Source organism: Streptomyces sp. NPDC002643, assembly GCF_053592555.1.
In genome coordinates this window covers 573,406-587,042 of record NZ_JBSFVY010000001.1, presented here as the reverse complement: position 1 = coordinate 587,042, position 13,637 = coordinate 573,406, and the positions used below count along the sequence as shown (strand labels likewise).

10 protein-coding genes and 1 rRNA gene are annotated in these 13,637 nt (G+C 69.6%); 7 read left to right on the top strand and 4 right to left on the bottom strand.

What is annotated here, in order from left to right; genetic code table 11:
* Window positions 1-70, bottom strand: a 16S ribosomal RNA gene (locus tag ACWD4G_RS02570); the annotation flags it as partial.
* Window positions 71-635: 565 nt separating this feature from the next.
* Between ACWD4G_RS02570 and ACWD4G_RS02565 the strand changes: the two genes are divergently transcribed.
* Window positions 636-1,085 (top strand): PTS sugar transporter subunit IIA, encoded by a 450-nt coding sequence (locus ACWD4G_RS02565; RefSeq protein ID WP_451290261.1) that lies wholly within the window; start codon window positions 636-638, stop codon window positions 1,083-1,085.
* A 77-nt stretch (window positions 1,086-1,162) separates the two neighbouring features.
* Window positions 1,163-2,833 (top strand): phosphoenolpyruvate--protein phosphotransferase, encoded by a 1,671-nt coding sequence (gene ptsP, locus ACWD4G_RS02560; protein ID WP_451290259.1) that lies wholly within the window; start codon window positions 1,163-1,165, stop codon window positions 2,831-2,833.
* 62 nt (window positions 2,834-2,895) lie between these two features.
* On the opposite strand, the gene ACWD4G_RS02555 is transcribed toward ptsP, so the two are convergent.
* Together ACWD4G_RS02555 and ACWD4G_RS02550 are read right to left on the bottom strand one after the other, a co-directional pair.
* On the bottom strand, window positions 2,896-3,801 hold the full coding sequence (locus tag ACWD4G_RS02555) for a hypothetical protein (RefSeq protein WP_451290258.1): 906 nt from the start codon (window positions 3,799-3,801) through the stop codon (window positions 2,896-2,898).
* 79 nt (window positions 3,802-3,880) lie between these two features.
* Complete coding sequence (locus ACWD4G_RS02550) at window positions 3,881-5,857, bottom strand: acetoacetate--CoA ligase (RefSeq protein WP_451290257.1); 1,977 nt, start codon at window positions 5,855-5,857, stop codon at window positions 3,881-3,883.
* A gap of 213 nt (window positions 5,858-6,070) precedes the next feature.
* Between ACWD4G_RS02550 and ACWD4G_RS02545 the strand changes: the two genes are divergently transcribed.
* Window positions 6,071-8,437, top strand: a complete 2,367-nt coding sequence (locus ACWD4G_RS02545; RefSeq protein WP_451290256.1) for a glycoside hydrolase family 31 protein — start codon at window positions 6,071-6,073, stop codon at window positions 8,435-8,437.
* A 13-nt stretch (window positions 8,438-8,450) separates the two neighbouring features.
* Here the strand turns inward: ACWD4G_RS02545 and ACWD4G_RS02540 are convergent, their stop codons facing one another.
* Window positions 8,451-8,987, bottom strand: coding sequence for an NUDIX domain-containing protein (locus ACWD4G_RS02540; protein ID WP_451290255.1), 537 nt, complete (start codon window positions 8,985-8,987; stop codon window positions 8,451-8,453).
* 258 nt (window positions 8,988-9,245) lie between these two features.
* On the opposite strand from ACWD4G_RS02540, the gene ACWD4G_RS02535 reads away from it, so the two are divergent.
* The 4 genes from ACWD4G_RS02535 to glpK all read left to right on the top strand — a co-directional run bounded on the left by ACWD4G_RS02535 (window position 9,246) and on the right by glpK (window position 13,502).
* Window positions 9,246-9,671, top strand: coding sequence for a Zn-ribbon domain-containing OB-fold protein (locus ACWD4G_RS02535; RefSeq protein ID WP_451290290.1), 426 nt, complete (start codon window positions 9,246-9,248; stop codon window positions 9,669-9,671).
* A complete protein-coding gene (locus ACWD4G_RS02530; protein ID WP_451290289.1) occupies window positions 9,668-10,858 on the top strand; it encodes a lipid-transfer protein in 1,191 nt (396 codons plus the stop codon). The genes ACWD4G_RS02535 and ACWD4G_RS02530 overlap by 4 nt, the downstream gene beginning before the upstream one ends.
* 307 nt (window positions 10,859-11,165) lie before the next feature.
* The gene (locus ACWD4G_RS02525) at window positions 11,166-11,951 is read left to right on the top strand and encodes an MIP/aquaporin family protein (RefSeq protein WP_451290254.1); all 786 of its coding nucleotides are present in this window, start codon (window positions 11,166-11,168) and stop codon (window positions 11,949-11,951) included.
* A 30-nt stretch (window positions 11,952-11,981) separates the two neighbouring features.
* Window positions 11,982-13,502, top strand: a complete 1,521-nt coding sequence (glpK, locus tag ACWD4G_RS02520; protein ID WP_451290253.1) for a glycerol kinase GlpK — start codon at window positions 11,982-11,984, stop codon at window positions 13,500-13,502.
* Window positions 13,503-13,637: the final 135 nt, after the last annotated feature.

Here is a 13,637-nt window from a genome sequence, read left to right as displayed (position 1 = left end):
ATCGTTCGACTTGCATGTGTTAAGCACGCCGCCAGCGTTCGTCCTGAGCCAGGATCAAACTCTCCGTGAATGCTTTTCACGGGAGCGGAACCACCGGAGGAATAATCCGGCAGTTCACAGCGTCCTCGCTGTGTTTATTTCAAAGGAACCTCATCCCCAACCGGAACAAGTCCGATCATGGGACGGGGTATCAACATTTTCTGGCGTTGATTTTTGGCACGCTGTTGAGTTCTCAAGGAACGGACGCTTCCTTCGTACTCACCCAGACTCTCGTCTCGGCTTTCCTCCGGGCGCTTCCCTTCGGTGTTTCCGACTCTATCAGTGATTTTCCGTCTCTCTGACCACCACTTCCGCAGGCATACGGAAGTAGACCCCGAGATAGGATCTGACAAGTTGGTTGCCGCTCAGGCGGGACACTCAGTTGCGTCGCTCCGTCCCGAGCAGGAGTACGACTGTACAGCGGGCTCGGGAGGGCGTGCAAATCGATTCGGCCTGGCTCGGCGTCCGCCAACCCGTACGTCTCATGCGGAACCGGCAGTTCATATGACATACGCTGCTGCACAGTGCGCCGCCTGGGACAGACAGTGACGGCCCGTATCAACCCCCACCTGAATCCCCACCGCCGGGAGGCTCCCATGACCACCGTGACGTCCCCTCTCGCAGGACGCGCCATCGGACTGGCCGCCGTGCCGGACCCCGTCTTCTCGGGAGCGATGGTGGGCCCGGGTACTGCGATCGATCCCGTGCGTGAGGCCTCGGAGGCCGTTGCTCCGGTGGACGGAGTCATCGTCTCCCTGCACGCGCACGCGTTCGTCGTGGTCGACGCGGAGGGTCACGGGGTACTGACGCATCTCGGTATCGACACCGTGCAGCTGAACGGCGAGGGGTTCGAGTTGCTCGTCAACAAGGGCGACACCGTGCAGCGCGGTCAGGCCGTGGTCCGCTGGAACCCCGTCGCCGTCGAGGCCGCGGGCAAGTCGCCGGTCTGCCCCGTCGTCGCTCTCGAAGCCACTGCGGACTCCCTCTCCGAACTCCGCCAGGATGGCGATGTAAAGGCGGGCGACGCGCTCTTCGGCTGGCAGTGACGTCACGGCTGTACCGCACGGCATTTTCCACAACCACCGCGGCGGTGGGACCCGCCGCACTATCGGAGACGGGTGAGATGGAGACAACGCTGCGAGGCGTCGGTGTGAGCCACGGTGTGGCGATCGGCGAGGTTCGGCACATGGGGACGGCGGTACTGGAGCCGCCGGCCAAGCAGATACCGGCGGAGGACGCGGAACGCGAGCAGGGACGGGCCCGCAAGGCCGTGGATGCCGTCGCGGCCGACCTGATGGCGCGCGGCAACCTGGCGGGGGGCGAGGCCCAGGCGGTGCTGGAGGCCCAAGCCCTGATGGCCCAGGACCCCGAGTTGATGGCGGATGTGGAGCGTCGTATCGCCGTGGGGAGCACGGCGGAGCGCGCGGTCTACGACGCCTTCGCCGCGTATCGCGCCCTGCTCGCGGGAGCCGGCGAGTACCTCGCGGGTCGTGTGGCGGACCTGGACGACGTGCGGAATCGTATCGTCGCCCGGCTGCTCGGGGTTCCGATGCCGGGTGTGCCGGACAGTGACGAGCCGTACGTCCTGATTGCTCGCGATCTCGCGCCGGCGGACACGGCGTTGCTCGACCCCACGCTGGTCCTCGGATTTGTGACCGAGGAGGGCGGGCCGACGAGTCACAGCGCGATCCTGGCTCGGGCGCTCGGAGTACCGGCCGTGGTGGCGCTGCCGGGGGCCGGGGAGCTGACCGAGGGCACGGTGATCGCCGTGGACGGCAGCACCGGTGAGATCTTCGTGAACCCCAGTGCGGAGAAGAAGGCGGAGTTGGAGGCGGCCGCGGCCGAGCGGAAGGCGGCGCTGGCCGCTTTGAGCGGGCCGGGGGCCACTTCCGACGGACACAAGGTGCCGCTGCTGGCCAATGTGGGCGGTCCTTCGGATGTGCCGGCGGCTGTGGAGGCCGGGGCCGAGGGTGTCGGTCTGTTCCGTACCGAGTTCCTCTTCCTGGACGACAGCAAGCAGGCGCCGTCCGAGGAGAAGCAGGTCGAGGCGTACCGCCAGGTGCTGGAGGCGTTCCCCGAGGGGCGGGTCGTCGTACGGGTGCTCGACGCCGGTGCCGACAAGCCGCTGGACTTCCTGACGCCGGCCGATGAGCCGAACCCGGCGCTCGGTGTGCGTGGGCTGCGGACGCTGCTAGATCACCCCGCGGTGCTGCGTACGCAGCTGACCGCCCTCGCGAAGGCGGCGGAGGGGTTGCCGGTCTATCTCGAGGTCATGGCGCCGATGGTCGCGGACCGTACGGATGCGAAGGCGTTCGCCGACGCGTGTCGTGAGGCGGGGCTGCAGGCCAAGTTCGGGGCCATGGTGGAGATCCCGTCGGCGGCGCTGCGGGCGCGGTCGATTCTGCAGGAGGTCGAGTTCCTGTCCTTGGGGACCAATGACCTCGCGCAGTACACGTTCGCGGCCGACCGGCAGGTGGGTGCGGTGTCGCGGCTGCAGGACCCGTGGCAGCCCGCGCTGCTCGACCTCGTGGCGCTGTCCGCCGAGGCGGCCAAGGCCGAGGGCAAGAGCTGTGGTGTGTGTGGTGAGGCGGCGTCGGACCCGCTGCTCGCCTGTGTGTTGACCGGGCTGGGGGTCACCTCCCTGTCCATGGGTGCGGCGTCTATTCCGTATGTGCGGGCGGCACTGGCCAAGTACACGTTGGCGCAGTGCGAGCGGGCGGCGGCTGCCGCTCGGGCGGCGGACACCGCCGAAGAGGCGCGGAGCGCGGCGCAGGCGGTGCTGTCGGGCGAGTAGTCGACGACGGTCGCTCGGCGGTGAGGGGCGCTCCACCTGAGGGTGGGGCGCCCCTCGCCCGTTCAGTGGGTGTGGCCGTCGGTGGTGTCTCCGTGGGGCTGGTCGTCGCCGAGGTCGGGTGGGGTGCAGTAGTCGACGCCGGATTCCGGGGAGACGAGGTCGCCTGATTCGACGTCGGTGCAGTAGGCGTCGAAGACTTCTCCGGCGGTCAGGGGTTCGAGTCCGTCGCCGCGCAGGCGCCAGCCGTAGACGCGGTCGGTCGTGTCGGGGGCGCTGGTGCGCATGACGAGTCCGCCGGGGCTTCGGGTGGCGATGCCGAGGGCCAGGACGGTGGTGAACTCCAGCGCCTCGGTCTCATCGAGGCGGGTTGTCCCGTCGGAGTCGCAGTCGGCGTGGAGGACGGCGACGAGTGACTGGGGTTTGGACGAGACGCTGCAGACCATGTGGCGTTCGCCGGGGGCCGCGGTGTCGAGGATGCGGGTGAGCAGTTCTGTGGCGCGGGTGAAGGACGTGCGGCCGATGTCCTCGCCGCAGCAGGCGCAGTCGCCGATCTGGGCTAGGAGTGTGGTGGCGTACTCCCAGGTGGCCTGGCGGACGGCTTCGTCGATCAGTTCGGGGACGAGGTCGGTGAAGGGCTGTCCTTCGTAGGGGACGACGGCGCCCGTGGCCGCCAGTTCGGCCGTGAAGCGGGTGCGGCTGGACTGGGCGTCCGGTTCCAGGCCTGTGTCGGCGCAGAACTCGGCGTATTCCTCGGGGTCGAAGAGGGCGACCGTGGTGTGGTTGCCCTGGGCGGCGAGTGTCCTGAGCAGGGCCTCCACCTGTTGGAGATAGGCCGTGTGGTCATCGAAGGTGAAGCTGCGGTAGCGCCGCATGGCGGTGAAGTCGTGTTCGTCGGCCAACAGGCCGATGGTGCCCGCGATTTCGCGGCGCAGCGCCTTGCGCATGTTCTGGTGGCTGGTGCGTGCCATGTTTCCCCCTGTGCGAGCAGTCGATCAATGCTCACTCACAGTAATGGGCAGCACTGACAACGCGGTCCGGCCGAGGGGCTCAGCCTCGTTTGCGGGCCAGTTCCTCGTAGAAGTGGAGGAGGTCGAGGTTGTCGATGGAGCCGGGGTTGACGGCCTTTTCCAGGGGGGTGCCTTGGAGGAGGCGTTTGACGGGGACCTCGATGCGTTTGCCGGTGAGGGTGTGGGGGACTCCGGGGACTTCGATGACCTCGTCGGGGACGTGGCGTGGGGAGAGTTGTTCGCGGATGGTCTGCTTGATGCGGGTCAGGAGGGTTTCGTCGAGGACCGCTCCGGGGGCGAGGTGGACGAAGAGGGGCATCCAGTAGCCGCCGTCGGGTTGTTCGATGCCGATGACCAGGGATTCCTTGATTTCCGGGAGGCGTTCGACGGCTTCGTAGATGTCGGCCGAACCCATGCGGACGCCTTGGCGGTTGAGGGTGGAGTCGGAGCGGCCGTGGATGACGACGGAGCCTCGGGAGGTGAGGGTGATCCAGTCGCCGTGGCGCCAGACGCCGGGGTAGGTGTCGAAGTAGCTGTCGTGGTAGCGGGTGCCGTCGGGGTCGTTCCAGAAGCGGATCGGCATGGAGGGCATGGGGTTGGTGACGACGAGTTCGCCGACCTCGTCGGTGAGGGGTTTGCCGCTGGGGTCCCAGGACTGGAGGTCGGTGCCGAGGCTCGGAGCCTGGAGTTCGCCGATGTGGACGGGGAGGGTGGGGACGGCTCCGGCGAAGCAGGAGCAGACGTCGGTGCCGCCACTGACGGAGGCGATCCAGAGGTCGGCTCCGGTTTCCGCGAACTCGTCGTGGAGCCAGCGGAAGCCGTCGGGCGGGAGGGGGGAGCCGGTGGTACCGACGCACTGGACGCGGGAGAGGTCGTAGTCGCGGGCGGGGTGGATACCGGCCTTGCGGCAGGCCATGACGTAGGCGGCGGAGGTGCCGTAGAGGGTGGCGCCGGTGCGTTCGGCGACGCGCCACTGGGCGCCGGTGTCGGGGTGGCCGGGGCTGCCGTCGTACAGGACGACGGTGGTGCCGGTGAGGAGGCCGGAGACGAGGAAGTTCCACATCATCCAGCCGGTGGAGGTGTACCAGAAGAAGCGGTCCTCGGGGCCAAGGTCGCAGTGCAGGCCGAGTTGTTTGAGGTGTTCGACGAGGATGCCGCCCTGGGACTGGACGATGGCCTTGGGCAGACCGGTGGTGCCGGAGGAGTAGAGCACCCACAGGGGGTGGTCGAACGGGACCTGTTCGAAAGTCGGTTGTACGTCGGCGGAGGTCAGGGCGGCCCAGTCCAGGGCACCTTCGGGAGCCTCGGTGCCGAGCAGGGGGATGTGGACGACGGCGCGCAGGGTGGGCAGTTCGCGGCGGAGTTCGGCGACGATGTCGCGGCGGTCGTGTTCCTTGCCGCCGTAGCGGTAGCCGTCGACGGTGAACAGGACGACGGGTTCGACCTGTTGGAAGCGGTCGAGGACGCTGCGGGCGCCGAAGTCGGGGGCGCAGGAGGTCCAGACGCCGCCGACGGCGGCGGTGGCGAGGAGGGCGACGACGGCTTCGGGGATGTTCGGGAGGTAACCGCTTACCCGGTCTCCTGGGCGTACGCCGAGGGTGCGCAGTTCGGCGGCGAGGGAGCCGACCTGGCGGCGTAGTTCGGTCCAGGTGACGGGGCGTGGTTCGTGGGTCTCGTCGACGTGGAGGAGGGCCGGTTCGTCGGGGCGGGCGTCGGCCGCGCGGAGGGCGTGTTCGGCGTAGTTGAGGGTGGCGCCGGGGAACCATTGGGCGCCGGGCATGGTGCGGTCGCCGAGCACGCGCGCGTAGGGGGTGGAAAAGCGTACGTCGAACCACTCGGTGACGGCCTGCCAGAAGGTTTCGAGTTCGTCGATGGACCAGCGGTGCAGGGCCGGGTATCCGCCCTCGGCGGGGGCGCCGTGGTGTTCCGCCGCCCAGGACTGGAACTGGGTGATCTTGGCCCGGGTGATGCGTTCGGGGTCGGGCTGCCAGAGCGGCGAGGGGTTCGCTGAGGTCATGGGGCGGCTCCCGGGCTGGACGCGTGGTGTGCGTCGGGCGCGCACGACCGAGGTGAGCGCGTGACGCGGGCTGACACGGACGATGCCATGTGATCGACTTCCGCACCAGGGTGCCGCCCGGTTGGTCGACCAGGTGAAGATGTGCTCTCACCTGGGGTGAACGGAAGTTGAACGGCTCACACGAATGGCCCGGTCGGTGGCAGGCTGAGCAGCATGAACGGTCGTGACCTGGTGCGTTCGGTGAAGGGGATCGGTTCTGCGGGGGCTGCTCTGGGGCTGCGCACCGTACGGGCCGCGTGGCGCAGGAGGCGTGCCGACGCCGCCGGGTTGCCGGTGCGGGGCGCGGAGCGCGCGCGGGTGCCCGGCACGGTGCTGGACGTGGAGGCGGGGCCGGGTGGTGGGACGGTCCGGTTCAGCCGGTCCGAGCTGCGGGTGACTGTCGATGTGAACGGGGCGGTCTTCTGGGGCTGGGACGGGGCCTCTCCGGAGCCGTCGTACGCGTTGGCGGGCCGGTGCCCGGAGCCCGATCCGCGGGCCGTTCTGGAGCCGGACAAGGACGGTGGCTGGCGGGTCGTGGCCGAGCGGGTGACGGTGGTCGTCTCGCGGCACGGGGCCATCGAGGTGCGTACGCCCGGTGGGGTGGCCCTGCGGCGTGATCTGCCGCCTCGGTGGTGGGAGCCGGTCGGCGGGGGCGAGGCGCGGTGGATGCAGCGTTCGGAGGTGGCGGCGGACGCGCGGTTCTTCGGACTCGGCGGGCGGGCGGCCGGGCCCCGGCTGCGTGAGGGAACGTATCGGCTGTGGAACACCGACCCCGGTCACGCGTTCGCACCGGGCGATGATCCGCTGTACGTCACGATGCCGGTGCAGATGGTGGTGGCCGACGCGGCGACGCATCTGGTGTTCCACGACACCACGTGGGACGGCTCGGTGACGTTGCGGGAGGGCGAGGAGGGCGCCGGGTCGGGGCACGACCGGCCCGGTACGTCCGAGTTGCGGGTGGACGGCGGTCCGTTGCGCTGCTGGGTGGTCGTGGGCACTCCCGCGCGCGTGCTGCACGCCTGGGCGGCGCTCACGGGGGCTCCGGCGCTGCCGCCGGCGTGGGCGCTGGGGCACCATCACGCGCGGTGGGGCTTCGGGAGCGAGGAGGAGGTGCGGCGGATCGTGGCGGGCTATCGGGAGCACGGGCTGCCGCTCGACGCGATCCATCTGGACATCGATCATTACGACGCCCATCAGGTGTTCACGGTCGACCCGGAGAACTTCCCGAAGCTGCCGGATCTCGCCGACGAGTTGCGGCGGGACGGGATCAGGTTGGTGTCGATCGTCGACGCGGCGGTGAAGGCGCGGCCGGGCAACGCGGTGTACGACAGCGGGACGGCCGAGGACGCGTTCGTGAGGGATGCCTCCGGGCGGGTTCTGGAGGGAGTCGTGTGGCCCGGGGAGTCCGTCTTTCCGGACTTCACGCGTGCGCGTACGCGTGCGTGGTGGGGTCGTTTGTACGAGGAGCGGCTGGCGCAGGGCTTCGCCGGGTTCTGGCACGACATGAACGAGCCGACGTCGTTCACGGCGTTCGGGGAGAACACGTTGCCCCGGTCGGCTCGGCACGACCTGGACGGCCGTGGTGGTGATCATCGCGAGGCGCACAATGTGTACGCGTTGTGCATGGCGAGGGCCGGGTACGAGGGGCTGCGTGAGTTGGCGCCCCATCAGCGGCCGTTCGTCTTCTCGCGCTCCGGGTGGGCCGGGATGCAGCGCTACGGGGGCACGTGGTCGGGGGATGTGGCGACCGGCTGGCCGGGGTTGCGGGCGTCGTTGTCCCTGGTGCTGGGGCTCGGGCTGTGCGGGGTGCCGTACTCGGGGCCCGATGTGGGCGGGTTCGACGGGAGTCCGTCGCCGGAGCTGTATCTGCGCTGGTTCCAGCTCGGGGCCTATCTGCCGCTGTTCCGGACGCACGCGAGTCTGCGGGCGGGGCGCAGGGAGCCATGGGAGTTCGGGGCGGAGGTCCTGGAGTACGCGCGCGTGGCGCTCGTCGAGCGGCGCCGGCTGTTGCCGTACTTCATGACGTTGGCCCATGTGGCGCGTCGTACGGGGGCTCCCTATGTGCGTCCGCTCTGGTGGGCGAGGCCTGAGGACAGGGCGTTGCGGGACTGCGAGGACGCGTTTCTGCTGGGTGACTGTCTGCTGGTGGCGCCCGTTCTTGACGCAAGTGCGGACCGGCGTGCGGTGCAGTTGCCCAGGGGGCTCTGGTACGACGTGGTGACGGGGAAGGCGTATGAGGGGCCTGGGCAGGTGCTGTTGGAGGCGCCCTTGTCGAGGATTCCCGTTCTCGCGCGCGCGGGTGCCGTAGTGCCGGTCCAGGGCGCCGACGACGGCCTGGAGTTGGAGGTGTGGGCACCCGCGCGCGGGCGGACGGGACGGGGGCTCGTGGTGGCGGACGCGGGCGACGGCTGGGACGAGCCGGAGATCGAGCGGTACACCGCGCGTTGGGAAGGGGCGCGTGTGGTGGTGAGGCGGGACGGGGACGAGGGTCCGGTCGAGCCCGCGTATCCCGTGCGGGTACGGGGGCTCGACCGGGGGTGAGTCGTGGTTCGGCTCAGACGTAGCGGCCGTCGAAGAACGCCTGGACGGCCAGGGTGTGCAGCGGGAAGGCGAGTTCGGTGGGCCTGCGCAGCAGGTGCCAGCCCTCCGTCTCGTCCGTCTCGGCGGGCGGCGGCAGGTTGGCGGCCGGGCGCTCGGGAAGCAGCCCGAACAGCAGCAGATGGCCGTCGGGCGAGCTCATGGCGTCGGCGAGGCGCACGTCGCGGTCGGCCGCGGTGATGCCTGTCTCCTCCTTGAGTTCACGGACGACGGCGTGCCGCCAGTCCTCCCGGTGGTCGATGAAGCCGCCGGGCAGGGCGGTGCCCCCGCGCGCGGGGGCGATGGTCCGTGTGATCACGACAAGGGCCGTGCCCTTGGTGTCGTACACGGGCTGGAGGGCCACCGCGACGGGGAGCGGATTGCGGTAGGCCACGGTGTGGCAGGCGTCGCAGGTGCGCGGCCAGCCGGAAACGCCCTCTCCGTAGGGCGCTCCGCAACTCGAACAGTGTGAGTCGAGTGCGGAGTTGGCGGTTCGGTGTTGATTTGCGGACACGCGGCGGACTGTATCCGATCATCTGCTGGTCGTCTCACGGGGGCGGCTCAATGCGCCATCGCTTCTGGCAGCGGATACGGGTGAGGGACGGCCGCAACCACCCCCGTGGGCCCCGGCCGTCCCTCCCGATACTCCGACGCCGGTGGAGGCCCGTTGGTTCTCCCGGGACCTGCCCAATTCGCGCTGCTCGTGCCAGACTCCTGACGCTCCATCAGATCCGCTCACCGGGGAGGGATTTTGTCGCGTAATCGCACACCCGTGGTCGCCGGTTGGTTCCGTGGGGAGGGCGCCGGCTTCCGGCTGCTGGGCACTCGCTGTTCGGCCTGCGCCTCGGTGTTCTTCCCGCGTGAGGACGTCCACTGCCGCAACCCCGGCTGTCCGGGCGGTGAACTGGTGGAGGTGCCCCTGTCACGACGAGGTCGGGTGTGGTCGTACACGGACAGCCGGTATCGGCCTCCGTCACCCTACGTGTCCGATCCGGAACTTTCGTGGGAGCCGTACGCGTTGATCGCTGTGGAACTGGCCGCGGAGCGCCTCGTGGTGCTGGGACAGGCCGTTCCCGGGGTCACCGTCGCCGATCTGACGGTGGGCATGGAGGTGGAGGTCGTCCCCGGTGTGCTGAGCGAGGACGCGGAGACGACCTGGACGACATGGCACTGGCGGCCGACGGGGGTGACGGCATGACGGGTGAGGTGGCGGTGCTCGGCGCGGGGATGCATCCGTGGGGCAAGTGGGGAAGGAGTTTCGTCGAGTACGGCACAGTGGCCGCGCGGAAGGCGCTGGAGGACGCGGGGGTCGACTGGCGGGAGGTCGACTCGGTCGTCGGGGCGGACACGGTGCGTGGCGGCTATCCCGGGTATGTGGCGGGGGCGACCTTCGCCAAGGCGCTCGGGTGGCAGGGGGCACGGGTGACGAGCGTGTACGCGGCCTGTGCGTCCGGGGCGCAGGCGATCGCGACCGCGCGGGCCCAGATCCTCGCCGGGCTCGCGGACGTCGTCCTCGTCGTGGGCGCGGACTCGGCGCCCAAGGGGTTCTTCCGGCCGGCGGGCGGTGATCGGCCGGACGATCCGGACTGGCTGCGGTTCCGGGTCCTCGGGGCGACCAATCCGACGTACTTCGGGCTGTACGCGCGTCGACGGATGGCGATGCACGGGGACACCCCGGAGGACTTCGCGCGGGTCAAGGTGAAGAACTCCGCGATGGGGGCGCTCAATCCGTACGCGCGCTACCGCAAGCGGGTCACCGCCGAGGAGGTCGCGGGTTCCGCCGTGGTCGCCGATCCACTGCGATTGTTGGACATCTGTGCGACGTCGGACGGCGGTGCGGCGCTCGTGCTGGCCGGCATGGAGTTCGCGCGACGGCACGGCGTGGCCGAGCCCGTGCGGATACGGGCGGTGTCCACGGTGACGCCCCGTTACCCCAACACGGTGCTGGATCTGCCGGACATCGCCACGGACTCGGCAGCCGCCGTGGAGCCGTTCGCCGAGTCGTTCCGGGCGTCGATCGCGAGGGCGGCCTACGAAGAGGCGGGCATCGGGCCCGAGGACCTCTCGCTGGCCGAGGTCTACGACCTGTCCACGGCACTGGAGTTGCAGTGGTACGAGGACCTGGGGCTGTGCGGCGAGGGTGAGGGCGCGAAGCTTCTCAGGGACGGCGCGACGGCGTTGGGCGGGCGCATACCCGTGAACGTCAGCGGGGGGCTGGCCTCCTTCGGGGAGGCGGTTCCGGCCCAGGCGATCGCCCAGGTGTGCGAGCTGGTTCGGCAGCTGCGGGGCGAGGCGGGTGACCGGCAGGTGGCGGGCGCGCGCGTGGGGATCACCGCGAACCAGGGGTTGTTCGGGCACGGGTCCGCGGTCATCGCGGTCCGATGAGGTGCGCTCGGGCGCCGGAGCGGCTCAACCATTGCTGTCGGTCTTATTGACGCCCCTCGGGTGCCGGTGAACACTTCCCGTGTCGGTCGGCATCGCCGTATTCGGGCGCCTTTGCGCAGTGCGCCGTTCGGGCCTCCCGTCCGTGTGACGGGCCATCCCCCATGGGCGAGTCGGCTGCGACGGCACGCTCGTCATGGACGCCGGGCGGGGCGCGGGACCTCCCTGCCTTCGGCTGAACCAGCCATGGGAACGCACCCTGCACGGAAGGGCCGGGGTCGATCGCCCCGGGTCGGGTCTAGGAGCCGCCATGAGCAACGGAGACATCTTCGTCGGTGAGGTCATCGGTACGGCCATCCTGATTCTCTTCGGCGCCGGTGTGTGCGCCGCCGTCACACTCCGGTTCTCGAAGTCGAGAGCGTCGGGCTGGATCGTCATCGCGTTCGGTTGGGGCTTCGCGGTCCTCGCGGGCGCCTACACGGCCGCTCCGCTGTCGGGCGGGCACCTCAACCCGGCGGTGACCGTCGGCATCGCGGTCGACACGGAGACGTGGGACAAGGTCTGGGTCTATCTGCTGGGCCAGTTGGTGGGCGCGATGCTCGGGGCGGTCCTCGCCTATCTGGTCTACCTCGCGCAGTTCCAGGCGAACGTCCGTCAGGAGGGCACCACCGAGGGCACGGTGGACAAGCCGACGCCGACCCTCGGGATCTTCTCCACGATCCCCGAGATCCGGAACCCGACGGCCAACCTGATCACCGAGATCATCGCGACGATCGCCCTGGTGCTGCCGATCCTCGCGTTCGGCCGGAACACCGGCATCGGCATCGGCCAGATCCCCGGCGAAGAAGCCGGAATCTATGGCTCCGGCATTTCGATCCTCCTGGTGTCGTTCCTGGTCGTCGGCATAGGCCTCTCCCTGGGCGGGCCCACCGGCTACGCGATCAACCCGGCACGCGACCTCGGCCCGCGCATCGCGCACACCTTCCTGCCGATCCCGAACAAGGGCACCTCCGACTGGGGTTACGCCTGGATTCCGGTGGTCGGCCCGCTGGTCGGCGGAGTTCTCGCGGGCCTCATCTACAACGCAGCCTTCTGACGCAACCGACGTCACACGTAAGGGGATGTCATGCCGGACAACGCCCAGAAGTACGTCGCCGCCATCGACCAGGGCACCACCTCCAGCCGCTGCATCGTCTTCGACCAGGGCGGTGCGATCGTCGCCGTCGACCAGCGCGAGCACCGTCAGATCTTCCCCAAGCCCGGCTGGGTGGAGCACGACGCCACCGAGATCTGGTCGAAGGTGCAGGCGGTGGTCGCCGGTGCGATCGCCAAAGCGGGCCTGCGCGCGGACCAGATCAGCGCGCTCGGCATCACCAACCAACGTGAAACGACGGTCCTGTGGGACCGCGCCACCGGCAAACCCGTGCACAACGCGATCGTCTGGCAGGACACCCGAACCTCCGCGCTCTGTACCGAACTCGGCGGCACGGACGGGCAGGATCGTTTCCGTGAGCAGACCGGGCTACCGCTGGCCAGCTACTTCTCCGGGCCGAAGGCCGCCTGGCTGCTCGACAACGTGCCGGGGCTCAGGGCCCGCGCCGAGCGCGGCGAGATCGCCTTCGGCACGATCGACTCCTGGCTGATCTGGAACCTCACCGGGGGCACGGACGGCGGACGGCATGTCACCGACGTCACCAATGCCGGGCGCACCATGCTGATGAACCTGGACACCCTCCAGTGGGACGCCTCGATCCTCTCCGCGATGGACGTCCCGGAGGCGGTCCTCCCGGAGATCAGGTCCTCCGCCGAGGTGTACGGCACCGCCGTGGGCCCTCTCGCGGGCGTCCCCGTCGCGTCGGCGCTCGGCGACCAGCAGGCGGCGGTGTTCGGGCAGGCCTGCTACGACGTGGGAGCCGCCAAGAACACCTACGGCACCGGCAGCTTCCTGCTGCTCAACACCGGGAACCGGCCCGTGCCGTCGAAGAGCGGGCTGCTGACGACCATGGGGTACAAGATCGGCGACGAGGCCCCGGTGTACTGCCTGGAGGGCTCGATCGCGATCACGGGCGCCCTGGTGCAGTGGTTCCGCGACCAGCTCGGGATCATCCGTACCGCCGACGAGATCGAGACCCTGGCCGCGAGTGTCGACGACAACGGCGGGGCGTACATCGTGCCCGCGTTCTCGGGTCTGTTCGCGCCCTACTGGCGCTCGGACGCGCGCGGTGTCATCACCGGGTTGACCCGGTACGTCACCAAGGCGCATCTCGCGCGGGCGGTGCTGGAGGCGACGAGTTGGCAGACGCGTGAGGTCGTGGACGCCATGTTCCAGGACTCCGGCGTGCACATCACAGCGCTCAAGGTCGACGGCGGTATGACCAGGAACGGCCTCCTGATGCAGCACCAGGCCGATGTCCTGGACGTTCCGGTGATCCGCCCCAAGGTGTCGGAGACGACCTGCCTGGGCGCCGCGTACGCCGCCGGACTCGCCACCGGGGTGTGGAACGACCTCGACGAACTGAAGTCGCACTGGCAGAAGGACGTCGAGTGGGCGCCGGCCATGGATGCCTCCGTCCGTGACCGCGAGTACCACAAGTGGCGCAAGGCCGTGGAGAAGAGCCTGGACTGGCACGAGGACGACCCGAGCTGAGATCGGGCTCCACGCGCGTGTGCGTCGTTCAGGCCGATCGGGCTCCACGCGCGCGTGTGGTCGTCCATATGAAGCGAGGCTCACGCGCGCGTGCTCTGAGGCTGCGGCTCGTACCCCGGTCGGCGGGGGTACGGG